This window comes from Enterobacter cloacae complex sp. 385G4 (assembly GCF_057320665.1).
Genome location: NZ_JBXWDD010000001.1, coordinates 944968 through 969050 on the forward strand (window position 1 = coordinate 944968; position 24083 = coordinate 969050).

Below are 24083 nucleotides of genomic sequence, written 5' to 3' on the forward strand. Positions count from 1 at the left end.
GTCGTAAGAATTACCCGGTGCTTACGTAAGAACACCAAGTACCTTAACGTGATTTCTCCCTCTTTGCAGCTTTACGGGGAATTTTCCGGAATTTCCTGAAACATTGTTTTGAGCTCAGGCACGCACGAACCGCAGTTCGTGCCGCACCGTAGCGTCGCCCCCAGCGCGGTAACGGAACCGCAGCCTCCGGCAATCGCCTCCCGTATCGCGTTTTCTCCAACGCTGAAACAGCTGCAGATGATGCGCCCCGGATCTGTAACCTTCCCCACGCCCTGCCCGTTCAGCAGCGCATGGCGCTCAGCGGGTGTCGAGGGCGGTGACTGAAAAGCGGCTTCTATCACCGGGTGCGCCAGATCGGGCAAGGCGGTGCCTTCCCAGAAACCCAGCATCAGATGGCCGTTATGCCAGGCCAGCACGCTGCTGCGTTCCCCGGTTTGCGCAACCTGCAGCTGCCAGCCCCGGCCGCTGGCATAGTCCATGACCCACGACAGCAGCGGCTTATCACCCGCTATCGTCATTCGCGAGGCTTTACGCCACCAGTGAACCGAAGAGGGGATTTCCGGCCATTCCCGGGCATAGAGCTCCCCCTGCCAGGCGGGCTGCCAGGGCATGATTCTGACGGCGGTTTGCTTACTCTCCGGCTGCCCGGAAGCCGGATCGATGCGCCCTTCCACCAGCGCGTTAACCTTTCCCTGGCGGGCAAACTCAGCGTTCCAGTGCATCGGGGCAAACGCTTCGCCTTCCCGTATTCCGTCGTTAATTCGTACTCTGGCCACCATCACGCCGCGCGGCGAGCCGATCCGCGCCAGCTGGCCGTCGCACAGTGAAAACCGAATGGCGTCTGCGGCGCAGACCTCAACAAACGGCTCCGCGATATGCTGCATCAGCCGGGGCACGTATCCCGTACGGGTCATGGTGTGCCACTGGTCGCGGATACGGCCAGTGTTGAGGATCGCCGGGTATAGCGCGGTAGCCGTCGCGCCGTGCGGCAGCGGATCGACAGGCACTACGTTTCGGCGCGGTAAATTCCCCGTCGGCCACTGGTACGGCTCAAGCGTCTCCCACGCTTCACGGGTTAACCCCGCCAGTTCCTGAAGGTTCAACGCCCGCGCGCCGTCATTTTCAAACGCCGTCAGCGCCGCATGTTCGCAAAAAATCTCCTGCGGATGTTGCCAGGCAAAGGCCTCGCCGTAGCCCAGCCGTTTTGCAATCTGAGCCACGATCCACCAGTCCGGCTTCGCCTCACCCGGCGCGGGCAGAAACGCGCGCTGGCGCGAAATGCGCCGCTCGGAATTGGTCACCGTGCCGTCCTTCTCCCCCCAGCCCAGCGCCGGAAAACGGATATGGGCGAACCGGCTGGTGTCGGTATCTTTCATCACCTCAGAGACAATCACCAGCGGACAGGCCGCCAGCGCCTGACACACCGCGTGGCTGTCCGGCAGCGATACGGCAGGATTGGTGCCCATGATCCACACCGCCTTCACCTCGCCGCGGGCGATGGCGTCAAACAGTTCCACCGCCATCAGCCCCGGCGTCTGCGCCAGCCGTTCCGTTCCCCAGAAACGCGCCACCCGCGAAAGATCGTCCGGCTCGAAGCTCATATGCGCCGCCAGCTGGTTCGCCAGCCCGCCCACTTCCCGGCCGCCCATGGCGTTTGGCTGTCCGGTCAGCGAAAACGGGCCGCAGCCCGGACGATTGAACTTCCCGCTGGCAAGATGCACGTTAATGATGGCGCTGCACTTGTCGCTGCCGCTGGAGGACTGGTTAATCCCCATGGTGTAGAGCGTAATGGCGCGAGGCACGGTAACAAACCAGTCGTAAAAGGTACCAATATCCTCTGCCGGAAGGTCGCAAAACGCCGCCACGCGGTCAATCGGCCACTCATCGGTGCCCTGGATCAGATTGAGCAACCCCACAAACAGCCCGGCATCGCTGCCGGGTTTAAGCGCCAGATGCAGGTCGGCAATATCGCAGGTAGCGGTTTTACGCGGGTCAATCACCACCACCTTCATCTGTGGATTGATGTGCTTTGCCTGCACCAGACGCTGATAGAGCACCGGATGCGTCCAGGCCGCGTTCGAGCCAGCCAGCACCACCAGATCGCTGTTTTCCACATCCTCGTAGCTGCACGGCACCACGTCTTCGCCAAAGGCGCGCCTGTAGCCCACCACCGCCGAGGACATGCAGAGCCGGGAGTTGGTATCGATGTTCGCCGCGCCGATAAACCCTTTCATCAGCTTGTTGGCGGCATAGTAGTCCTCGGTTAACAGCTGGCCGGAGGCGTAAAACGCCACCGCCCGTGGCCCCCATGTGTCGATGATCTCCCGCAGTCGCTCGCCCGCCGCGTTCAGCGCCTGGGACCAGTCCACCTCAAGTCCATCGACAACGGGGTACAGCAATCTCCCCTGCAAGCCCGTCGTCTCCCCCAGGGCCGATCCTTTCACGCACAGGCGGCCAAAGTTTGCAGGGTGGGTGTCGTCCCCCCGAACGCTGACCGCTCCATCCTTCACGCTGGCGATCACGCCGCAGCCGACCCCGCAGTAGGGGCACGTTGTCCTGGTTTCCGTCATGAGGCCTCCGCGCGCATCACCAGCTCTTCGTTGCCGACCCACACCTTGCCATTTTCAATTTTGACCGGCCAGGCGCGCACCGCGGGTTCGCCGTTCTCCACCTGACAGCCGTCGCGCAAGCGAATGCGCTGCTTGTAGAGCGGAGAAATAACCACCGGTTCACCCGCCGCATCGCCGAGGATGCCGCGTGACAGCACGTTCGCGCGGCTGCCCGGCTCCAGGTCGTCCAGGGCATAAACAGTTTGACCAAAGCGGAACAGCGCGATCGGTTTACGGCCAAGACGCGCGCCAATGCCCGCCTGCTCCGGGATATCGTCAATGCCGCAGATTTCCTGCCAGCGCTTGCGTTCGTCCGACGGCGCGACGTTCACCGCGGTGCGGAACAGCGCCAGGCGGTCAGGATCGTTGAGCGTGGTTTGCCATTCGCACTGGTACGTCTCGACTACCCGGGCCATCTCCTGCTCCAGCTCGTGGGCGATGCCGAGACTGTCGTTGAGGATCACCTCACGCAGATAGTCGAGGCCGCCCTCCAGGTTGTCCATCCAGGTGCTGGTGCGCTGCAGACGATCCGCCGTGCGGATGTAGAACATCAGGAAACGGTCGACGGTGCGGATCAGCGTTTCGTCATCCAGATCGCTCGCGAAGAGATCCGCATGGCGAGGCTTCATCCCGCCGTTGCCGCACAGATAGAGGTTCCAGCCTTTGTCCGTGGCAATCACCCCCACGTCCTTGCTCTGCGCCTCCGCGCACTCGCGGGTGCAGCCGGAAACGGCCATTTTGATTTTGTGCGGGGCACGCAGGCCCTTGTAGCGGTGCTCCAGCCTGACCGCGAGACCAGTGGAATCCTGCACGCCGTAGCGGCACCAGGTCGACCCGACGCAGGATTTCACCGTGCGCAGGGATTTCCCGTAAGCGTGCCCGGTTTCAAACCCGGCCTCCACCAGCGCCTGCCAGATCTCAGGCAGCTGTTCCAGGGTGGCGCCAAACAGGTCGATACGCTGCCCGCCGGTGATTTTGCTGTACAGACCGTAGCGTTTCGCAATCTGGCCGATGGCGATCAGCCCGTCGGCGGTCACTTCTCCTGCGGGCATGCGAGGCACGATGGAATACGTCCCGTCCTTCTGAATATTGGCGAAGTAGCGGTCGTTGGTGTCCTGCAATGGCAGATGCGCCGGCTTCAGCAGGTATTCGTTCCAGCAGGAGGCCAGCACTGACCCCACCAGCGGCTTACATATTTCGCACCCGTGCCCCTGACCGTAGCGGCTGATGAGCTGGTCAAAGGTGCGGATATGGTTGACGCGCACCAGATGGTAAATCTCCTGGCGCGAGTACGGGAAGTGTTCGCAGATGTCCTTTTTCACCTCCACGCCCTGCTCGGCAAGCTGGAACTCCATCACCTGCTTCACCAGCGCGCTGCAGCCCCCGCAGCCGGTCGCCGCTTTGGTGCACTGCTTAACGGCGCCGATATCCGCTGCGCCCGCGCTCACCGCCCGGCAGATATCGCCTTTGCTGACGTTATGACACGAACAGATCTGCGCGCTTTCCGGCAGCGCCGCCACGCCCAGCGCTTTTGGCGCGCTGCCTGACAATGCGGGTAGTATCAGCGTTTCCGGCTCTTTCGGCAGGCTTATGCCGTTAAGCATCATCTGCACCAGCGTGGCGTATTCGCTGGCATCGCCCACCAGCACGCCGCCGAGCAGCGTTTTTCCGTCGTGGCTGACCACGATTTTCTTGTAGATTTGCTGCGGGCCGTGCGTCCACTGGTAGCTTAGCGCCCCCGGCGTGCGCCCGTGAGCATCGCCAAACGACGCCACGTCCACGCCGAGCAGCTTGAGCTTAGTGCTCATATCTGCCCCGTTGAAGGTCTTATCTTCGCCCGCGAGCGCGGCGGCGGCCACGCGCGCCATCTGGTAGCCCGGCGCCACCAGGCCAAAGATTTTCCCCTCCCACAGGGCGCATTCACCGATGGCAAACACGTTCGAATCGGAGGTCCGGCACGCGTCATCAATGCAGATCCCGCCGCGCTCGCCGACAGCCAGCCCGCTGCTGCGCGCCAGCGCGTCCTGAGGACGAATACCGGCAGAGAAGACTACCATGTCCGTTTCCAGCTGTTCACCGTCGGCGAAGCGCAGCACCAGCCCGTCGTCCGTCGCAGCAATTTCCGTGGTGGCTTTACTGGTGTGAACGCCAACGCCCAGCGCCTCGATTTTCCTGCGCAGCATCGCCGCACCGTCATTATCAAGCTGCACCGCCATCAGATTGGGCGCAAACTCCACCACGTGCGTTTCCAGCCCGAGTTGCTTGAGGGCATTCGCCGCCTCCAGCCCGAGCAGGCCGCCGCCAATCACCACGCCACGACGCGAGCCCGCCGCGTGGGCCGCTATGTTGTCCAGGTCGTCAAGGGTGCGGTAGACAAAGCAGCCCGGCAGATCGTTGCCCGGTACCGGCGGTACGAACGGGTATGAGCCGGTCGCCAGCACCAGCTTGTCCCAGTGGGTCTCATGCCCGCTGGCGGTACGCACCACGCGCGCGTCGCGATCGATAGCGACGATCTGCTGCGAGAGGCGCAGCTCAATGCCGTTATCGGCAAAGAACTCCCCCTCCACCAGCGAGAGCGACGCCGCGCTTCGGCCGCCAAAGTATTCCGACAGATGCACGCGGTCATAGGCGGCATAGCGCTCCTCACCAAAGACAACAATCTGATACTGCTGATGCAGATTGCGGTTAACGCAGTCTTCGAGAAAATGATGGCCGACCATACCGTGCCCAACCACCACCAGAGTAGGTTTTGTCATAGCGTTCTGTCCTGCAACCTGCGGTTGCGTAGTGAAACGATCGAACAGCCAGTCCGCGCGTGCGGGCGCAGCCGTTGCCAGTAAATCTGTAAATGTTGCCGCGCTGCGGCAGTCGCCCATCAGCAGCACGCCAGCCAGCGCACCCTGATGGATCAGTAACCGACGATAGTGACGGGTTAGCGGATCCCAGGAACTCCAGACCACATCATCCTCTTGCACCGCCGTGCGCCCGAGACTGAACAGCTCCACGCCGGTCACCTTGAGGCGCACGCCGTTGTCGGTGAGGGCAAACGGCGCGGCTGTGTCACCCGCCAGCCGCGCGGCGAGAACATCCGCCTGCGTCATACAGGGGGCGACCAGGCCAAAGGTCTGGCCGTCAATTTCGCAGCACTCGCCAATGGCGTAGACGTCCGGTGCGGAGGTCCGCATCTGGCTATCCACCACGATGCCGCGCGCGCAGCGAACACCGCTGGCCTGCGCCAGCGCGACGTTGGGCTGCACGCCGGTCGCCAGCACCACGCGCGCGGCGGCGACGCGGCGTCCGTTGAGCAGCGTCACGCTATTCCCGTTAATCCCCGCGATGCCGGAGGCGAGTTCAGAGCGCACGCCCCGCGCCGCCAGCGCCTCTTCAAGCAGTACGCCCGCCTGCTGGTCCAGCTGCTGCTCCATCAGCCACGGGCCGCGATGAACGAGCGTGACGTTGTCACCTGAACGAGCCAGCGCTGCCGCCGTCTCTACGCCGAGCACGCCGCCCCCCAGCACCACCGCCGGACCGGCGATCGCCTGAATGGCGCGGGTATCCTCCAGGGTACGGAACGTGAAGACGTGCGGCGCATCGCCTCCAGGAATCGGCGGCACAAACGGCGTTGACCCGGTGGCAAATACCAGCGCATCCCAGCCCAGCGTGCGGGCGGTGGTTTGCACTTCCCGCGCGTCCACGTTCACGGCGAGTGCCTTTTCGCCCCGCAGCACCGTCACGCCGCGCTCCTGGTACCAGTGGTCATCCTGAAGGCAGATGCCCGCAGCCGTTTTTTCACCCCCCAGCACCGGCGAAAGCTGGATGCGGTTATAGGCATGCTCCGGCTCGTCACCGATGACGGTGATAGCGAACCGACCGGAAGCTCGCCCGGTGAGCGAAGCAATCAGCCGGGTTGCCGCCATGCCATTCCCGATAATGACCAGTCGCATCAACGCCCCCTCGTTACGCCGCTTTCGGCTGTTTTTCGTAGAGGAAATGGAGGATCTGCTGGCGCATGTGGTGATAGCGGCTGTCGTCCGCCAACTGCACCCGGTTGCGCGGGCGCGGCAGGTCAACGCGCAGGATCTCCCCGACGGTGGCCGCCGGGCCGTTGGTCATCATCAGCACGCGATCGGAGAGCAGCACCGCCTCGTCCACGTCGTGGGTAATGAGCACGATGGTGGTGTTCAGCGCCTGCTGGATCTGCATCACCGAGTCCTGCAGATGGGCGCGCGTCAGCGCATCCAGCGCGCCGAACGGCTCATCCATCAGCAATACTTTCGGCTTCATCGCCAGCGCGCGGGCAATCCCGACGCGCTGCTTCATGCCGCCGGAGATCTCCCCCGGACGCTTGTGCAGCGCGTGTCCCATCTGCACGCGGTCGAGGTTGTGCTCGATCCACTCTTTGCGCTCGGCCTTGCTCATGGTGTGACGGAACACCTGATCCACCGCCAGCGCCACGTTGTCGAAGCAGGTCAGCCACGGCAGCAGCGAATGGTTCTGGAACACCACCGCGCGCTCGGGCCCCGGCCCGGCGATTTCGCGGTTGTCGCAAATCAGCCCGCCTTCCGTCGGCAGCGCGATCCCGGCGATAAGGTTAAGCAGCGTCGACTTGCCGCAGCCGGAGTGGCCGATAAGGCTCACGGTTTCGCCCTCGTGGATATCAAAAGAGACGTTCTGCAGCGCCAGAAACTCGCCGCTGGCGGTGGAAAAACGCTGGCTCACGGCCTGGACCTGAATTAATGGTTTCATGTTCGCTCCTTATTTTTCCTGCCAGCTAAAGCGACGGGCGATAAGCATCAGCCCCTGCTCCAGCAGCAACCCGACCACGCCGATGATGACGATGGCGATCAGAATGTTTTCGACGTTGAGGTTGTTCCACTCGTTCCAGATCCAGAAGCCGATACCCAGCCCCCCGGTGAGCATCTCGGCGGCGACAATCACCAGCCAGGCGATGCCGATGGAGAGGCGCACCCCGGTCAGCACAGCGGGTAGCACAGCCGGGAAGAGTATGCGGCGCATGATCGTCCACTCGGAAAGCTGCAATACGCGGGCGACGTTGAGGTAGTCCTGCGGAATGCGGCGCACGCCTTCGGCGGTGTTGATCACCATCGGCCAGATAGAGCAGATGAAAATGGTCCAGCTCGACGCGGGCTCCGCTTTCTGGAACAGCAGCAGGCCGATGGGCAGCCAGGCCAGCGGGCTGACCGGCCGCAGAAGCGCAATCAGCGGGTTGAACATGCGCGAGAAAAAGGTGAAGCGGCCAATCAAAAAGCCCAGCGGAATACCCGCCAGCGCTGCCAGGCCAAAGCCGATGGCGACGCGCTGCAGAGAAGCAAGCACGTTCCAGCCAATGCCCATATCGTTAGGCCCGTCGCGATAAAACGGGTCGGCAAACAGGGTAATGGCAGAATCAAGCGTGCTGAGCGGCGTCGGGAAGCCTTTGCTGTTTATCGCCGCCAGTTGCCAGAGCACCACCAGCAGCCCGAGGCCGAGCATCGCCGGGATAACGCGCTGGAAAAAGTCGTTCATCCGGCGTGCTAACGCGGGCGGGCGGCGGCGAACCTGTACCGGAGGCAGGACAATCACTTCCCCGCTCTCTGGCGTCTCTTGTGGTTTCGTGTTTTGCAGATGCGGCATAATCAGGCCCCTTTACGGTGAATGGCGAAACGGCTGGCGTACCCTTCCGGATCGGCGCCGTTCCAGACGGTGCCGTCCATCAGCGTGCTGCTGCGGTACGGTGATGACGGCGTGGACATACCGCCGACGGCGGTGGCGGCATCCTGCCAGACCGCGGTCTGATTGATGCGCTGCGCGATGCCCGCGTAGTCCGGCGCGGCTTTGAGCAAGCCCCAGCGGCGGAACTGGGTTAAGAACCACATGCCGTCGGAGAGATACGGGTAGCTCACAGCCCCCTCGTTGAAGAAGCGGATCGGGTGCGCGTCCTGCCAGCGCTGGCCCAGGCCGTTGTCGTACTCGCCGAGCATGCGCCCGGTGAGATACTGTTCTTTGCAGTTGAGCCACGCCCGGCGGGAGAGGATCTGCGCGGTTTCGCGTTTGTTTTCCGGGGACGCCTCGATCCAGCGCGCGGCCTCCAGCACCGCGCTCACCAGCGCCCGGGCGGTGTGCGGGTTTTTCTCCACCCAGTCGCGACGCGTGCCGAGGATCTTTTCCGGATGATCGGCCCAGATGGACTGCGACGTGGCGGCGGTAAAGCCGATCCGGTCGTTAATCGCCCGCGCGTTCCACGGCTCGCCGACGCAGAAGCCCACCATGTTGCCGATGCGCATGTTCATCACCATCTGCGGCGGCGGCACCACCACCGTGCGCACGTCGTCAAAGGGGTTAATGCCCGCGCTGGCCAGCCAGTAGTAAAGCCACATGGCATGCGTTCCGGTCGGGAAGGTGTGTGCGAAGGTGTAGGTTCCCGGCGCCTGCTGCCCGATCAGCGTTTTCAGCCCGTCGAGATCGCGAACGCCCTTCTCCGCCAGATCGCTTGAAAGCGTGATGGCCTGGCCGTTCTGATTGAGCGTCATCAGGTTTGCCATCTGCTGCGGCTTGCCGGCGATGCCCAGCTCCAGCCCGTACAGCAGACCGTAAAGAATGTGTGCGGCGTCCAGTTCTCCCGCCACCAGCTTGTCGCGCACCGCCGCCCAGCTCGCCTCTTTGGTGGGAACGATGGTGATACCGTATTTTTTATCAAAGCCTTTTAACGCTGCGATAACCACCGGCGCGCAGTCGGTCAGCGGGATAAACCCGACGCGCACCGTCTCCTGTTCCGGTTTATCTGAGCCAGCCGCCCAGGCAGCCTGCATAACACCCGGTAACAGCGCTGCGCCACTCGCCAGCATGCTGGCCTGCAAAAATCGCCGTCTCGACAAATCCGCCATAACCGCTCCCGAAAAAAAGCCAAAAAAAAGCGCCCGCCGTGCCGAAGCACCGCTGGACGCCTTTATCCCGAAGACAAATGCACCGCCGTTGGCGCACCGTCAAAAATGGTTAATTAAATAATGCAAAGCCAGTGCCAGGTTTAAAGACCCTCTTTCAGGGCCGAAAACCGGGTTTTGCCCGCGTTCGCGCACCTCAATCAGGCATAAAATGCCCGCTGATTGTGCAGCTACTCCTTTGGTGTTACCTGCCAGACGCTCTTCACCGTAAGCAGCGCGCGGGCGATATCGACCATGCGCTGGTTCTTGTCCATCGCCATTTTGCGCAGCGTTGTCCAGGCCTGTTCTTCACTCATGTTCTGGTGGGTCATCAGCACGCTTTTGGCTTTATCAATGGTTTTGCGCTCCTCAAGCGTATCGCGCAGCGACGCGAGCTGGCGGGAAAGCTGCTCTATCTCTCGTGCCTGCTGGCGAACCAGGGTCAGCAGCGGTTTATCCGGGTAGTGCGCCAGCGGATCGTCCTGTTCATCCCCGGGTAGCGGGTACTCCTCGTCGCGCTGAATACGCTCATCCACCGCGACCATCAGATCGGCGATGATCGTCTCCTCCAGCGCGCGCAGATGCTCCAGCCGCGCCGTTTGCAGCGCAAACCAGGCGAGTGCTGTATGGCCATTGTCTGCGGCAGGCTGGCGGGTACAGGCCACCCGCCGGAGCTGCTCCGTCTCACGATCGGGCTGACAATCAAGGGAGAACGAAGTCTGCACGTCGGCCTGGCTGTGGGAGAGAAAGATCTCAAAGCAGGCCTGCTGCCCGTCAATGCGGTCAACCAGCCGCTGGCGGGTCACATCATCGAAAAAGCCCTGCGTGAAGCCAATCGCCCCCAGGGCCCGCTCTTGTCCCGCCAGCTCTTTCCCCTGCATCAGGCTATATAGCGCGACGAAACGGCCCGCGATTTGCGGGTCGTCAATGCTGTCATTAAGCTGCGGTACGATACTGAGCAGGTGGCGCAGCATGCGGGTGTAGTGCTCCATTGCCTGCGGAGCCGTCAGTGTTTGCCGATTTACACCGTCGCGCAGCGCGGGAAGCGTCTCCAGCGTGAGCAGCGCATTGCCGATACGTTCGCAAACGGCGCTTCCCGGAAAGGCGGACTGTTTTCCAAGAATGTCGTTCAGTGCAGCAAGGTTTTCGTCCACCAGCGCCCGGCTGGCTTTGCATTCAGGCGCATAGAGCTTACCCTGTGAGCAGAGCCAGACGTTAGATGCGCCGCGCTCGCACTGGAGCATATGCACCAGCTGGCTAATGCCGCGCACCAGCACGTTCAGCTGCGCCAGCCTGCTGAGCTGCTCCCGGCGCATCCGCCTTGCGCGCTGGAGCCATTCGGTTGCACCTGGCGAAATGCCGGCCATTAATGTCATGCTTACTCTCCCGGACAGCGAAACTCCGGGGAAATTAAGCAATATTCGTGCCTTTATAAGAACAGGAGTCAACATGCAGAAGATTGTGATCGTCGCCAACGGTGCGGCCTACGGCAGCGAATCCCTTTTCAACAGCCTGCGCCTGGCGATCGCGCTACGCGAAAAAGAGAGCGACCTGGTATTGCGGATATTTTTAATGTCCGACGCCGTCACCGCCGGGCTGAAGGGTCAAAAACCAGCGGAAGGCTACAACATTCAGCAGATGCTGGAGATCCTGACCGCGCAGGACGTGCCGGTAAAACTCTGTAAGACCTGCACCGACGGGCGCGGCATTACCGGGCTGCCGCTGATCGAGGGCGTAGAAATCGGTACGCTGGTTGAACTGGCCGAATGGACGCTGACCGCGGATAAAGTATTAACTTTTTAATAATAAACCCGTAAAAATATTATTTTCTTATGGACGCGGTTTCAGCATCAAGTTTACCTGCGGGGTTGCCGATAGGCATGGAAACAACACAGCAGGTATTTCACTTATGTTCAGATCCATTCGCGCACGCATTATCGCCGCGACGACAGGCTGCCTCGTCGTCGCCCTTCTTCTCAATACCGTAATTAACTTCCAGGTCACGCGCCAGGATAACCAGCAGTCCCAGCGCGATATTCTGACCAGCACCAGCGCCAGCCACAACATGGCGATTGCCGACTGGGTCAAAAGCAAAATGACGGTGATTACCTCCGCGCAGAGCATCGCGCTGGCTGACGATCCGGTTCCGGCGTTTAAGCAGCTTGCCCAGGCGGGGGGGTTCACCAACGTTTACGTGGGCTACGCCAGCAAGACGGCGAAATTCTCCGACCCGACAGGCGTCCCGGCGGATTATGACCCCACCGTTCGTCCCTGGTATCAACAGGTGGTGAGCACGGACGGCCCGGTGGTAACGGCCCCCTACGTTGATGCCAGGACCGGGAAGCTGGTGGTCACGTTTGCCGTGCCGGTGAAGGAGAATGGCGCTCTGAAAGCGGTGGTGGCGGGCGATGTCGCCATGGATAGCGTGGTGGCGAACGTGCGCGGGATCCACCCCACGCCGGCCAGCAGCGGGTTGCTTCTGAACAGCGACGGCACGGTGATTGCCGCCAACGAGCCGGCCCTGACGCTGAAGCCGTTTGCCGAGACGATCAAAGGCATCGACCTTGCGGCGCTGAAGAGCGGTAACCCGGTCGACGGAACGCTGAATGACGAGGAAAAAACCTTTATCGCCTCAGCCGTGCCGGGCACGAACTGGCTCCTGGTCGTCGCCCTCGACAGCAGCGATGCCACCTCCGGCATGCATTCCCTGCTGAAAGCGTCGGCGATTTCGCTGGTGATCCTCGCACTCCTGAGCGGCGCCATTGTTCACGTCCTGATTGCCCGCCTGCTGAAGCGCCTGTCCGACATTCGCGACGCGATGCACAACATTGCCAACGGCACTAACGATCTGTCCCAGCGCCTGCCGGACAGCGGCGATGACGAAGTGGCGCAAATTGCGCAGGCGTTTAACGCCTTCAGCGATAAGCTCTCGGTGGTAATGGTTCAGCTCCGCGACGCCAGCGCCTCGGTGAAAAACGCCGCGCAGGAGATTGCGGCAGGTAACCAGGATCTCTCCGGACGTACCGAGCAGGCGGCATCCAGCCTTCGCGAAACCGCCAGCGCCGTGGAAGAGATCACCGCCTCCGTCACCCAGTCGAATGAATCGGCAGCAGAAGCCAACGATCAGGCCAGCAAGGCCTCTGCGGCCGCAGCGCGCGGCGGTGAAGTGGTTTCGCAGGCCATCAGCACCATGCAGTCCATCGAAGTGGCGTCCGCTAAGATTGGCGATATCACCAGCGTAATCGACGGCATCGCCTTTCAGACCAACATTCTGGCGCTGAACGCCTCCGTCGAGGCGGCGCGTGCCGGTGAGCAGGGCCGCGGGTTCGCCGTGGTTGCCGGTGAAGTGCGGAACCTCGCCAGCCGCAGCGCCCAGGCGGCGAAAGAGATCAAATCGCTTATCGACTCCACCACCGACAGCGTGGCCACCGGCTCGCGCTACGTGCATCTGGCCGGGGAAAGCATGGATGAGATCCGCTCCAGCATCGGCAGCGTCTCCGGCATCATGCGCGAGATCTCGATTGCCACCAGCGAGCAGATGAAAGGCATTCATGAGATTAACCACGCGGTGACCCATCTCGACAGAATGGTGCAGCAGAATGCCGAGCTGGTGGTGCAGTCCGCCGCGGCCGCCAGCGCATTGCAAAGCCAGGCGGGCGACCTTGCTGAAACCGCCGGCCATTTCCGCATTTAATTTTCTTCAGGCGCGCGTTAAACAGGGTAAACGCGCGTCCGCTGAAAGGTTTCAGGAATTTTGTCATCTTTGTTTAATCATTATGCCATTTTTTGATCAAAATCAGCATCCCTCGCTCCCCGCTTTGGTGTTATGCAATGAGTATTTTGTGAACAACATCACGCTCGGGATGGGCAAAATCGACGGGGTAGAAAATGGCACTGGTGAAAACAAGTTTGAAACTGTTTGGCGGGGATACGGTGGTGGTGCGTTGCTCAGAGCGCTGTCGTATTCATCTGATGAGTGCGAAAGCACAGAAACAATCCCAGGCGGATATTCTGACCGTGCAGGATGACAAGGCCTGGCTTACCGTGCCGTATACCGGCACGTGGGATGTGCTGATCGACAGCCACAGCCAGTCGCTGGAGCATTCGGTCAGCTACGTGGCAGCGTAATTTAAACGCCCGGCTCGCCGGGCGTATTCTCAGGCAAAACCCGGTCGCAGCGTGCTGTTGAGCGGGTTCCCTTCCAGCAGCGCCTTCACTTTCACCACCAGCTCATTCAGACAATCGTCCTGCATGCCGAGGCGGGTCAGCTCCTGATCGAGGGAGAAGAGATATTGCGCGTTGGTGCCCAGCGGCCCGCTGGCGGCGGCGATTAACGGGGCAATCACCTGCGTGCGGGTGTCCGCTTCATACAGCGGGTGGCGCGGATCCATAATAAACACCAGCGCGTTAACGGTGCGCCCGTCGTCGAGCTCCAGCTTGCACCAGCTCGGCATATAGCAGCCGGTGATCATCTCGCGCTTCCAGAGCAGCGTCAGCTCCTCTTCGAGTGTGGCATCCGGAAGGCGATACGCGACGCCCGTGGTGCGTCCGCCCTCTTTTAGTGCAAGCATGCGCCCTGGCTGACAGGCGCTGCCGCGTCCGGCCGTCAGGCGCAGGCAAAATGCGCGATGCCAGCCGGGCAGCGTGCCGGTTGCCGATTCAACAAATTCGAGAGCCGGGTTCCACATCAGTGAACCGTAGCCAAAAATCCATACCGGGCCATCATCCGGGCGGCAGGCAAGCGTAGCAGCGAGTGACGCCGCACGTTGTTCAGCTGACCAGAGAAGCGATTCCTCAATAGCACCAAATGCCGTCTTACAATCTGCCTTCATTAAGAAATCACGCGTTAACACTTTACACCTCCGCCACTGCATGCTTCCTTGCGACATCTGTAATTCGCCTTCCCGGCATTCTGTGCTGGTCATTTTGCCAGCAGTCAAATTACGATAAGCAATTAGCGGACCAGTTGCAATACAACGGAAGTTCAACCGCCTGAAAAGTCAAAATGAAGGCAGCGAATAATTTTACGGCTATTTCTTTTTATGCCATTTATCATCGTCTCCTTTCTCATAGTCATGTTTTACTGCGGCCCAGGCGACCTTGTGTGCCGTCTCTTCCCGGCTGGCATCATCCCGCCGATCGTCTTTATCTTTGTACTGATCCCAGGCGCTGTTAAACGCTTCTTTGTAGATATCCTGCGCGTGTTCGGGCAGGACGTTTTTCACGTTATCGGGTAATTCGCGTTTCGTTTTATATGGCATTACTAACCTCTCTTTTGCCTAAAGAGTTAAGTGTGGACGACGATACGCCGGTGTGCCAGCCGGTCATAAACAATGAGCGAATGAATTCCATAATTCATTGTTATTAAATATATATTTAAAAGAAATATCTTATTATAGGCATTAAACAAGAAAACCATAACAAAGGGTAAAATTAAGTAAAAAATAAAGGTTATTTTACAGATTTCTGTTAATTTATTGCCCTTAAAATCTATCTATAATTACAAGCACCTGCATTGATGGAGAAGCACATGACAGCAACACACGAGGCGGTAAAGACCCGCCACAAGGAGACGTCTCTCATTTTCCCGGTTCTGGCACTGGCTGTGCTGCTCTTCTGGGGAAGCAGTCAGTCACTGCCAGTGGTGGTTGGTATCAATATTCTTGCTCTGGTGGGCATTTTAACCAGCGCGTTTAGCGTCGTTCGTCATGCGGACGTATTAGCCCACCGCCTGGGCGAGCCTTATGGCTCTTTAATTCTCAGCCTTTCCGTCGTTATTCTCGAAGTCAGCCTGATTTCCGCGCTGATGGCAACCGGCGATGCCGCCCCGACCCTGATGCGCGATACGCTTTACTCCATCATTATGATTGTGACGGGCGGCCTGGTAGGCTTCTCTCTGTTACTGGGCGGACGCAAATTTGCGACCCAGTACATGAATCTTTTCGGCATTAAACAGTACCTGATCGCCCTATTCCCGCTGGCCATCATCGTACTGGTCTTCCCGATGGCACTGCCGGGCGCAAATTTCTCCACCGGCCAGTCGCTGCTGGTCGCGCTGATTTCCGCCGCCATGTACGGCGTGTTCCTGCTCATTCAGACCAAAACGCACCAGAGCCTGTTTGTTTACGAACATGAAGATGACAGCGACGACGATGACCCGCACCACGGCAAGCCGTCGGCCCACAGCAGCGCGTGGCACACGGTTTGGCTGATCGTGCATCTGATTGCGGTGATTGCCGTCACCAAGATGAACGCCAACCCGCTGGAGACGCTGTTAACCGAGCTGAACGCGCCGGTGGCCTTTACCGGTTTCCTGGTGGCGCTCCTGATCCTCTCCCCTGAGGGTTTAGGCGCGCTGAAGGCGGTGCTGAACAATCAGGTGCAGCGTGCGATGAATCTGTTCTTCGGCTCCGTGCTGGCGACCATTTCACTCACCGTGCCGGTGGTGACGCTGATTGCCTTTATGACCGGTAACGAGCTGCAGTTTGCGCTGGGCGCGCCGGAGATGATTGTGATGGTGGCCTCGCTGCTGCTGTGCCAGATTTCATTCTCCACTGGCCGCACCAATGTCCTGAACGGCGCGGCGCATATGGCGCTGTTTGTAGCGTATTTGATGACAATTTTTGCGTAGTCTTTTTGCCCAGCGGCGCTTCGCTTACCCGGCAATATGTCCCATAAAAAAACCCGCCGAAGCGGGTTTTTTTATTAGTTGCTGGTATCCAGCTCGTCGAAGCTTTTCACCAGATCGTCAATCGCTTTGATCTGCTTCAGGAACGGCTCCAGCTTATCCAGAGGCAGCGCGGATGGGCCATCGCATTTCGCGTTAGCCGGATCCGGGTGCGCTTCAATGAACAGACCTGCCAGGCCGGTCGCCATACCGGCGCGCGCCAGCTCGGTCACCTGAGCACGACGGCCGCCAGAGGCTGCACCAAACGGGTCGCGGCACTGCAGCGCGTGGGTCACGTCAAAGATCACCGGCGACTGGTTAGAAACGTTCTTCATCACGCTGAAGCCCAGCATGTCCACAACCAGGTTGTCGTAACCGAAGTTAGCGCCACGGTCGCACAGAATAATCTTGTCGTTACCGCCTTCGATAAACTTATCGACGATGTTACCCATCTGGCCAGGGCTCACGAACTGCGGTTTTTTCACGTTGATCACGGCACCGGTTTTCGCCATCGCGGCAACCAGGTCGGTCTGACGCGCCAGGAACGCCGGAAGCTGGATTACGTCTACCACGTCTGCCACAGGCTGCGCCTGCCAGGACTCATGCACGTCGGTGATCACTTTCACGCCAAACGTCTGCTTCAGCTCCTGGAAAATTTTCATCCCCTCTTCCAGGCCAGGGCCACGGTAAGAGTTGATGGAGGAGCGGTTGGCTTTGTCAAAAGAGGCTTTAAACACGTACGGAATGCCCAGCTTCTGGGTCACGGTCACGTAGTGCTCGCAGATACGCATGGCGAGATCGCGGGATTCCAGCACGTTCATACCGCCAAACAGCACGAACGGCAGGTCGTTTGCTACCTTGATATCACCAATGCTAACCACTTTTTGTTTCATAGGATCGCCTTATTCAGGTGTGAATCGGAATTAAGATTAATGCAGTGTAATTTGTTTGTGCGAGATCGCGTTGATCTGCGCGCGAATCATTTCGCTAATCGGATCTTCCGGGCACTGCTCGACGAAATAGCTCAGATCGTTCAGCGCCACGTGCTCGCAGTCGAGCTGGGCATAGATAAGCCCGCGGTCGCGAATTTCGTAAGGATCTTCCGGATTAAACTGCAACAGCACTTCACTGGCACGCAAGGCCAGCTCCATCTGACGCTCTTCCATCAGCGCTGACTTCAGCGTATCCAGCAGCTTGCGAATGACTTCGGCGTTGTCGGCTTCGTCGAGATCTTCGTTAAAGAGCTCGGCCACCGGGCTGATGTTGCCTTTCAGCCAGACGTCCAGCGTATGCTCGTCCAGGGTGTCGCCGTTAAACGGATTAATGAGCCACATCTCACCGTCCAGCCACTCCGCACGCAGGATCATCTGCGTCGGGAAAATAACCGGCACCAGCGGAATATCCAGGCGGTGCGCAACCCACAGCAAAATAGAGCCCAGCGCAACGGCGCTGCCCTGACGATTTTTTAAGACCTGGTCCAGCCATAATGCGTCAGACAGGCGATACACGCCACGCGTGTCGCAGAAACCCCATTCGCCGTAGAAAAGCTCCAGAAGCTTCTCTAATTGCCAGTCCTGCGGGCGCGCCTGATTGATCTCTTCACGCGCCAGGCTGACCAGATTCTCCAGCTCATCGTAAACGTACTGCGACGTAAAATCGTCGCGTATCATCTCCGAAATCAGGATCATGCCATCGCAAAGCGGCACTTTATTAAATTCGAAATCGGCTAAGGACCTCATGACTTACCCCAGTAACGACTGAGCGAACAATGACGCTCAGGCGCGATAAAACTCAAAACGATGTAGATGATAACGCCAAACTGCCTTTCAGTCAGCCTTACGCCTTTATCAGTAAATGGCAGATACCCGGAACTCAAGACCACTGCCCCAGCGTCAGGCGTTCGTTGCCGCCGTAGTCGCGGCAGGTTTCGACAGCGGCGTAGCCTGCCTGGGTAAACAGTGCCCGCACGGATTCTCCCTGCGTCCAGCCATGCTCCACGAGCAGCCAGCCGCCGGGGAGCAAATGCTCTCGTGACGTTGTCACAATGTGATCAAGATCGGCTAATCCCGCGTTGGCGGCCACAAGCGCCGTCAGCGGTTCGAAGCGAACATCTCCCTGCGCAAGGTGCGGATCATGTTCGTCAATGTAAGGAGGATTGCTGACAATCATCGCAAATGAGCGGTTCTCCAGCGCGGCAAACCAGCTGCTTTGCAGCACCGTTACGTTGCTGAGCCTGAGACGTTCCACATTACGCAGCGCCAGCGCCACCGCGTCGGACATCACATCCACTGCCGTCACATCGCAGTCAGGCCGCTCGCTGGCCAGCGCCAGCGCGATAGCACCGGTGCCAGTACCGAGATCGAGAATGCGGCAGGCCGCTGCGGGTAAACGTGCCAGCGCCTGCTCAACCAGACACTCGGTATCCGGACGCGGGATCAGCGTCGCCGCCGATACGTAAAGCGGTAGCGACCAGAACTCGCGCTCACCGACAAGGTGAGCCACCGGCTCGCCGTTTTTACGGCGGGCAAGGAGTGCGGCGAGCCGTGCTTCCTGCTCTGCAGTCAGCTCAGTTTCGCCGAACGCCAGCAGGTACGTGCGGGCTTTACCCGTCACATGCTCAAGCAAAATTTCGGCATCGCGCTTCGGGCTTTCGCTTTTGGAAAGCTCAGCGGCCGCCTCGCGTAACCAGCGCTGAAAATCCATTATTCCTGCTCGGACAGCGCCGCCAGCTGGTCGGCCTGGTATTCCTGCACGATAGGCTCAATCAGCATATCCAGCTTCCCTTCCATCACCTCATCCAGACGGTACAGGGTCAGGTTGATGCGGTGGTCGGTCACGCGCCCCTGAGGGAAGTTGTAGGTACGGTTACGGTCGCTGCGATCGCCGCTGCCCAGCAGGTTACGACGCGTAGAGGCTTCCGCCTGCTGACGCTTCGCCATTTCCGCCGCGTGGATGCGCGCGCCCAGCACGGACAACGCTTTGGCTTTGTTTTTGTGCTGCGAACGTTCGTCCTGACACTCCACCACGATGCCGGTCGGCAGGTGGGTAATACGGATGGCAGAGTCGGTGGTGTTAACGTGCTGACCGCCCGCCCCGGAGGAGCGGAAGGTGTCGATGCGCAGGTCCGCCGGGTTGATGTCCGGCAGTTCCGCTTCCGGCAGCTCCGGCATCACCGCCACCGTACAGGCGGAGGTATGAATACGGCCCTGAGATTCGGTGGCCGGAACGCGCTGCACGCGGTGACCGCCGGATTCAAACTTCAGACGTCCGTACACACCGTCGCCGCTGATCTTGGCGATAACCTCTTTGTAGCCGCCATGTTCGCCTTCGTTGGCGCTCATGATCTCCACGCGCCAGCGGCGCGATTCGGCGTAGCGGCTGTACATGCGGAACAGATCCCCGGCAAAGAGCGCCGCTTCGTCACCGCCGGTACCGGCGCGCACTTCGACAAACGCGTTACGTTCATCGTCCGGATCTTTCGGCAGGAGCAGCACCTGAAGCTGCTGCTCCATCTCTTCGGAACGCGCTTTTGCATCCTGCAGCTCTTCCTGCGCCATCTCGCGCATCTCAGGATCGTCGAGCATCATCTGCGCGGTTTCAATATCTTCCTGAACCTGTCGCCAGTCGGTAAAGCATTTTGATACATCACTCAACTGCGCATATTCACGCGAAAGCGCGCGAAAACGTTCCTGGTCTGCGATAGTCCCGGCATCGCCGAGCAGCGCCTGTACTTCTTCATGGCGCTCGTGCAGAGCTTCCAGTTTAGCGACGATAGAAGGCTTCATAGGCGTAAGTGCACCTTGTCTTAGAAAATGGGTATAGGGCGCTATTCCAGCCCGAGGCTGTTGCGCAGAATAGTCAGGCGTTCATCATCCCCGTCACGGGCAGCCTGTTGAAGAGATTTGGTTGGCGCATGGATCAGGCGGTTGGTCAGCTTCCACGCCAGATCCTGCATAATCGCCTGCGCGTCGCCGCCCTGTTCCAGGGCCGCTAACGCTTTGGCAGTCAGGTCATCACGCACCTGCTCCGCCTGTCCGCGATACTCGCGGATGGTCTCGCTGACGCTTTGCGCGCGCAGCCAGGCCATAAATTCGCTGGTTTCTTGCTCAACAATGGTTTCCGCCTGCACCGCCGCCGCTTTACGCTGGGCGAGGTTGTGCGAAATAATGCTTTGCAGGTCATCCACGCTGTAAAGATAGGCGTTAGCCAGCTTGCCAACCTCTGGCTCAACATCGCGCGGAACGGCGATATCCACCAGCAGCATTGGCTGATTACGGCGGGATTTCAGCGCACGCTCCACCATCCCTTTACCGATGATCGGCAGCGGGCTGGCGGTAGAGCTGATAATAATGTCCGCCTCTTTCAGACGTTCATCAATATCGCTCAGCGCAACCACCTCGGCACCCACTTCGTCCGCCAGCACCTGCGCGCGTTCGCGGGTGCGGTTCGCGATAATCATCTTTTTCACTTTATGCTCGCGCAGATGGCGCGCCACAAGCTCGATGGTTTCGCCCGCGCCTACCAGCATCACGGTGACGGTCGACAGGGATTCAAAGATTTGCCGTGCAAGGGTACAGGCCGCGAAAGCAACAGAAACCGCACTGGCACCAATGTCGGTTTCGGTTCGCACACGCTTCGCCACGGAGAAGGACTTCTGGAACATACGCTCCAGCTCGCTGGCCTTGAGATGCCCTTTCTGGGAATCTGCGAAGGCTTTTTTTACCTGGCCGAGGATCTGCGGCTCGCCAAGCACCAGCGAATCCAGACCGCTGGCGACGCGCATCAGATGGCTGACCGCATCGTTATCCTGATGCCAGTACAGGCTGTTGCGCAGCTCGTCTTCGTTGAGATTGTGGTAGTCACATAGCCAGCGGATCAGCGCGTCGTGCAGGTTATCCTGCTCTTCCACGCTCAAATACAGCTCGGTACGGTTGCACGTCGAAAGCACCACGCCACCCTGCACCATCGGCTGTGCAAGCAGGCTGTCCAGCGCCAGGTCAAGCGTATCCGGCGAAAACGTAACGCGTTCTCGCAGCGAAACCGGGGCCGTTTTGTGGTTGATGCCGAGTGCTAATAGGGTCATGTTGAGCGGGAGTAGTACCAGCGTTAATAAGGTTAGCAGGACGCATCATACAGGATGCGCGAGATCAATAAAAGAGACCGCCTCCTTTCGGAGTAATAGGTTACTCAACGCTTTGAGATAATTTGAACGTAGACGGTAGCACTGCGGGGCGCTAGCATTAACAGTTATAACTGCAACGTATCTCAAGGATTTGTCCTCATTATGACCCGACTGATTCGCCTGCTGCCGCTGGCAGCACTGGTTCTGACCGCCTGTACTGTCACCCAACCAAAAGGCCCGGGCAAAAGCCCTGATTCACCGCAGTGGCGTCAGCACCAGCAGGACGTCCTTAATTTGAAGCAGTACCAGACGCGCGGCGCCTTCGCGTATCTCTCTGACGAACAAAAGGTTTATGCCCGCTTCTTCTGGCAGCAAACGGGGCAGGACAACTATCGCCTGCTGCTGCTGAACCCGCTTGGCAGCACCGAGCTGGAGCTTATCGCCAAACCGGGCGAAGCGCAGATCACCGATAACAAAGGCCAGCACTATACGGCGACTGATGCTGAAGAGATGATTGGCAAGCTGACCGGGATGCCAATTCCACTGAACAGCCTGCGCCAGTGGATCCTCGGCCTGCCGGGCGAAGCGACCGACTATACGCTTGACGATCAATACCGTCTGAGCCAGGTCAACTACACCCAGAACGGCAAAACCTGGAAAGTGGTGTACAGCGCCTATGACAGCAAGAGTAAACCTTCGCTGCCATCAAACATGGAGCTGACCCAGGGCAGCCAGCGCATCAAGCTGAAAATGGACAACTGGATCGTTAAATGATGACCCACTGGCCTTCTCCGGCAAAACTGAACCTGTTTTTATACATCACCGGCCAGCGTGCTGACGGCTATCACACTCTGCAGACGCTGTTTCAGTTTATTGACTATGGCGACACGATTGCCATCGAGCCGCGTCAGGATGGACAGATTTGCCTGCTGACGCCGGTCGACGGCGTGGCGCATGAGGACAACCTGATCGTCCGCGCCGCGCGCCTGCTGATGAAAGCCGCCGCGGAATCGGGCCGTCTGCCGGCGGGAAGCGGTGCGGATATCCGCATTGAGAAGCGTCTGCCGATGGGTGGCGGTCTCGGCGGGGGCTCATCAAACGCCGCCACCGTGCTGGTTGCGCTGAACCACCTCTGGGGCTGCGGGCTATCGACGGATGAACTGGCTGGTTTGGGCTTAACGCTGGGTGCAGATGTCCCTGTGTTTGTTCGCGGCCATGCGGCCTTTGCCGAGGGCGTGGGTGAGATCCTCTCCCCGGTCAACCCGCCGGAGAAATGGTATCTGGTTGCCCACCCCGGCGTGAGCATTCCGACCCCGGTCATCTTTAAAGATCCTGACCTGAAAAGAAATACCCCGGTACGGTCAATAGAAACGTTATTAAATTGTGAATTCAGCAACGATTGCGAGGATATCGCAAGAAAACGTTTTCGCGAGGTTGATGCGGTGCTTTCCTGGCTGTTAGAATACGCGCCGTCGCGCCTGACCGGTACAGGGGCCTGTGTCTTTGCTGAATTTGACACCGAATCCGCCGCCCGTCAGGTGCTTGAGCAAGCGCCGGATTGGCTGCATGGTTTTGTAGCGCGCGGGATGAACACCTCCCCCCTACAGCAGGCCATTCTGGCGCAGACTGAGTTTCGGTGACAACGTCACCCTGTTCCAGACGTTGCATCGCGCTCTTTAATACACCGCCTGGATAGCCTTCGCTTAGGCCCCGCAGTTTGCGGCGAACGCTATCCACCACTGGACGCATGCCTGAGGTTCTTCTCGTGCCTGATATGAAGCTTTTTGCTGGTAACGCCACCCCGGAACTAGCACAACGTATTGCCAACCGCCTGTACACTTCCCTCGGCGACGCCGCCGTAGGTCGCTTTAGCGACGGCGAAGTCAGCGTACAAATCAACGAAAATGTACGCGGTGGTGATATTTTCATCATCCAGTCCACCTGTGCTCCAACAAACGACAACCTGATGGAACTGGTTGTTATGGTCGACGCCCTGCGTCGCGCTTCCGCAGGCCGTATCACTGCTGTTATCCCTTACTTTGGTTATGCCCGCCAGGACCGTCGCGTCCGTTCCGCGCGTGTGCCAATCACCGCAAAAGTTGTCGCTGACTTCCTGTCCAGCGTCGGCGTTGACCGCGTACTGACCGTTGACCTGCACGCAGAGCAGATCCAGGGCTTCTTCGACGTCCCGGTTGATAACGTATTCGGCAGCCCAATCCTGCTGGAAGACATGCTGCAGCTGAACCTGGACAACCCAATCGTGGTTTCTCCGGACATCGGCGGCGTGGTACGTGCCCGTGCTATCGCTAAGCTGCTGAACGATACCGACATGGCGATCATCGACAAGCGTCGTCCGCGCGCTAACGTTTCTCAGGTGATGCACATCATCGGTGACGTAGCTGGCCGCGACTGCGTGCTGGTTGACGACATGATCGATACCGGCGGTACGCTGTGTAAAGCCGCTGAAGCGCTGAAAGAGCGCGGTGCCAAGCGCGTGTTCGCTTACGCGACCCACCCGATCTTCTCCGGTAATGCCGTGAACAACCTGCGCAACTCCGTCATTGACGAAGTTGTGGTATGCGATACCATCCCACTGAGCGACGAGATCAAGGCACTGCCAAACGTGCGTACCCTGACCCTGTCCGGGATGCTGGCCGAAGCGATTCGTCGTATCAGCAACGAAGAATCCATCTCTGCAATGTTCGAACACTAATCGAACACGGCCAAAAAACCCGCTGCGGCGGGTTTTTTTGTCTCTGGGTTTT

The 24083-nt window shown here is 59.5% G+C and carries 20 protein-coding genes and 1 pseudogene; 7 read left to right on the forward strand and 14 right to left on the reverse strand.

Annotated features, from left to right (window positions below; genetic code table 11):
• Positions 1-71 precede the first annotated feature (71 nt).
• The 6 genes from AC2FAJ_RS04725 to nasR all read right to left on the reverse strand — a co-directional run bounded on the left by AC2FAJ_RS04725 (position 72) and on the right by nasR (position 10905).
• Positions 72-2570, reverse strand: coding sequence for a nitrate reductase (locus AC2FAJ_RS04725; RefSeq protein ID WP_485453886.1), 2499 nt, complete (start codon positions 2568-2570; stop codon positions 72-74).
• Positions 2567-6553, reverse strand: coding sequence for a nitrite reductase large subunit NirB (gene nirB / locus AC2FAJ_RS04730; RefSeq protein WP_485453887.1), 3987 nt, complete (start codon positions 6551-6553; stop codon positions 2567-2569). Before nirB ends, AC2FAJ_RS04725 begins: the two co-directional genes overlap by 4 nt.
• A gap of 13 nt (positions 6554-6566) precedes the next feature.
• Positions 6567-7355 carry an ABC transporter ATP-binding protein gene (locus tag AC2FAJ_RS04735; RefSeq protein WP_045630583.1) on the reverse strand — a complete coding sequence of 263 codons (789 nt, stop codon included), beginning with the start codon at positions 7353-7355 and terminating at the stop codon, positions 6567-6569.
• Positions 7356-7364: 9 nt separating this feature from the next.
• Entirely contained in the window at positions 7365-8243 is an 879-nt protein-coding gene (gene ntrB / locus AC2FAJ_RS04740; protein WP_060571737.1) for a nitrate ABC transporter permease, read from the reverse strand.
• Between the two features lie 2 nt (positions 8244-8245).
• On the reverse strand, positions 8246-9493 hold the full coding sequence (locus tag AC2FAJ_RS04745) for a CmpA/NrtA family ABC transporter substrate-binding protein (RefSeq protein ID WP_048957915.1): 1248 nt from the start codon (positions 9491-9493) through the stop codon (positions 8246-8248).
• Between the two features lie 227 nt (positions 9494-9720).
• The gene (nasR, locus tag AC2FAJ_RS04750) at positions 9721-10905 is read right to left on the reverse strand and encodes a nitrate regulatory protein NasR (protein ID WP_485453888.1); all 1185 of its coding nucleotides are present in this window, start codon (positions 10903-10905) and stop codon (positions 9721-9723) included.
• A 73-nt stretch (positions 10906-10978) separates the two neighbouring features.
• Between nasR and AC2FAJ_RS04755 the strand changes: the two genes are divergently transcribed.
• From AC2FAJ_RS04755 to AC2FAJ_RS04765, 3 genes are all read left to right on the forward strand, one after another.
• Positions 10979-11332, forward strand: coding sequence for a DsrE/DsrF/TusD sulfur relay family protein (locus AC2FAJ_RS04755; protein WP_028013455.1), 354 nt, complete (start codon positions 10979-10981; stop codon positions 11330-11332).
• Positions 11333-11438: 106 nt separating this feature from the next.
• Positions 11439-13223, forward strand: coding sequence for a methyl-accepting chemotaxis protein (locus tag AC2FAJ_RS04760; RefSeq protein ID WP_485453889.1), 1785 nt, complete (start codon positions 11439-11441; stop codon positions 13221-13223).
• 194 nt (positions 13224-13417) lie between these two features.
• Positions 13418-13657, forward strand: a complete 240-nt coding sequence (locus tag AC2FAJ_RS04765) for a DUF1883 domain-containing protein (RefSeq protein ID WP_013096243.1) — start codon at positions 13418-13420, stop codon at positions 13655-13657.
• A gap of 29 nt (positions 13658-13686) precedes the next feature.
• Here AC2FAJ_RS04765 and AC2FAJ_RS04770 read toward each other — a convergent pair whose 3' ends face one another.
• Positions 13687-14382, reverse strand: coding sequence for a gamma-glutamylcyclotransferase (locus AC2FAJ_RS04770; protein WP_028013457.1), 696 nt, complete (start codon positions 14380-14382; stop codon positions 13687-13689).
• Between the two features lie 177 nt (positions 14383-14559).
• The gene (gene chaB / locus AC2FAJ_RS04775; protein WP_014884191.1) at positions 14560-14790 is read right to left on the reverse strand and encodes a putative cation transport regulator ChaB; all 231 of its coding nucleotides are present in this window, start codon (positions 14788-14790) and stop codon (positions 14560-14562) included.
• A gap of 269 nt (positions 14791-15059) precedes the next feature.
• Between chaB and chaA the strand changes: the two genes are divergently transcribed.
• Complete coding sequence (gene chaA, locus AC2FAJ_RS04780; RefSeq protein ID WP_041909576.1) at positions 15060-16160, forward strand: sodium-potassium/proton antiporter ChaA; 1101 nt, start codon at positions 15060-15062, stop codon at positions 16158-16160.
• 74 nt (positions 16161-16234) lie between these two features.
• On the opposite strand, the gene kdsA is transcribed toward chaA, so the two are convergent.
• The 6 genes and pseudogenes from kdsA to hemA form a co-directional block, all read right to left on the reverse strand.
• The gene (gene kdsA / locus AC2FAJ_RS04785; RefSeq protein WP_028013459.1) at positions 16235-17089 is read right to left on the reverse strand and encodes a 3-deoxy-8-phosphooctulonate synthase; all 855 of its coding nucleotides are present in this window, start codon (positions 17087-17089) and stop codon (positions 16235-16237) included.
• Positions 17090-17125: 36 nt separating this feature from the next.
• On the reverse strand, positions 17126-17935 hold the full coding sequence (sirB1, locus tag AC2FAJ_RS04790; RefSeq protein WP_028013460.1) for an invasion regulator SirB1: 810 nt from the start codon (positions 17933-17935) through the stop codon (positions 17126-17128).
• A gap of 41 nt (positions 17936-17976) precedes the next feature.
• Positions 17977-18060 (reverse strand): annotated as a pseudogene (locus AC2FAJ_RS04795) (siroheme synthase); the annotation flags it as partial.
• 8 nt (positions 18061-18068) lie between these two features.
• Positions 18069-18899: a peptide chain release factor N(5)-glutamine methyltransferase gene (gene prmC, locus AC2FAJ_RS04800; RefSeq protein ID WP_309257229.1), complete on the reverse strand. Its 831-nt coding sequence runs from the start codon at positions 18897-18899 to the stop codon at positions 18069-18071.
• A complete protein-coding gene (gene prfA, locus AC2FAJ_RS04805) occupies positions 18899-19981 on the reverse strand; it encodes a peptide chain release factor 1 (RefSeq protein WP_021240360.1) in 1083 nt (360 codons plus the stop codon). The genes prmC and prfA overlap by 1 nt, the downstream gene beginning before the upstream one ends.
• A 41-nt stretch (positions 19982-20022) precedes the next feature.
• A complete protein-coding gene (gene hemA / locus AC2FAJ_RS04810) occupies positions 20023-21279 on the reverse strand; it encodes a glutamyl-tRNA reductase (protein WP_021240361.1) in 1257 nt (418 codons plus the stop codon).
• Positions 21280-21480: 201 nt separating this feature from the next.
• Here hemA and lolB point away from each other — a divergent pair, with 201 nt between their 5' ends.
• The 3 genes from lolB (at position 21481) to prs (ending at position 24031) form a co-directional block, all read left to right on the forward strand.
• Positions 21481-22092: a lipoprotein insertase outer membrane protein LolB gene (gene lolB / locus AC2FAJ_RS04815; protein WP_028013462.1), complete on the forward strand. Its 612-nt coding sequence runs from the start codon at positions 21481-21483 to the stop codon at positions 22090-22092.
• Positions 22089-22958, forward strand: coding sequence for a 4-(cytidine 5'-diphospho)-2-C-methyl-D-erythritol kinase (gene ispE / locus AC2FAJ_RS04820; protein WP_028013463.1), 870 nt, complete (start codon positions 22089-22091; stop codon positions 22956-22958). The genes lolB and ispE overlap by 4 nt, the downstream gene beginning before the upstream one ends.
• Positions 22959-23083: 125 nt before the next feature.
• The gene (prs, locus tag AC2FAJ_RS04825) at positions 23084-24031 is read left to right on the forward strand and encodes a ribose-phosphate diphosphokinase (protein ID WP_003856663.1); all 948 of its coding nucleotides are present in this window, start codon (positions 23084-23086) and stop codon (positions 24029-24031) included.
• Positions 24032-24083: the final 52 nt, after the last annotated feature.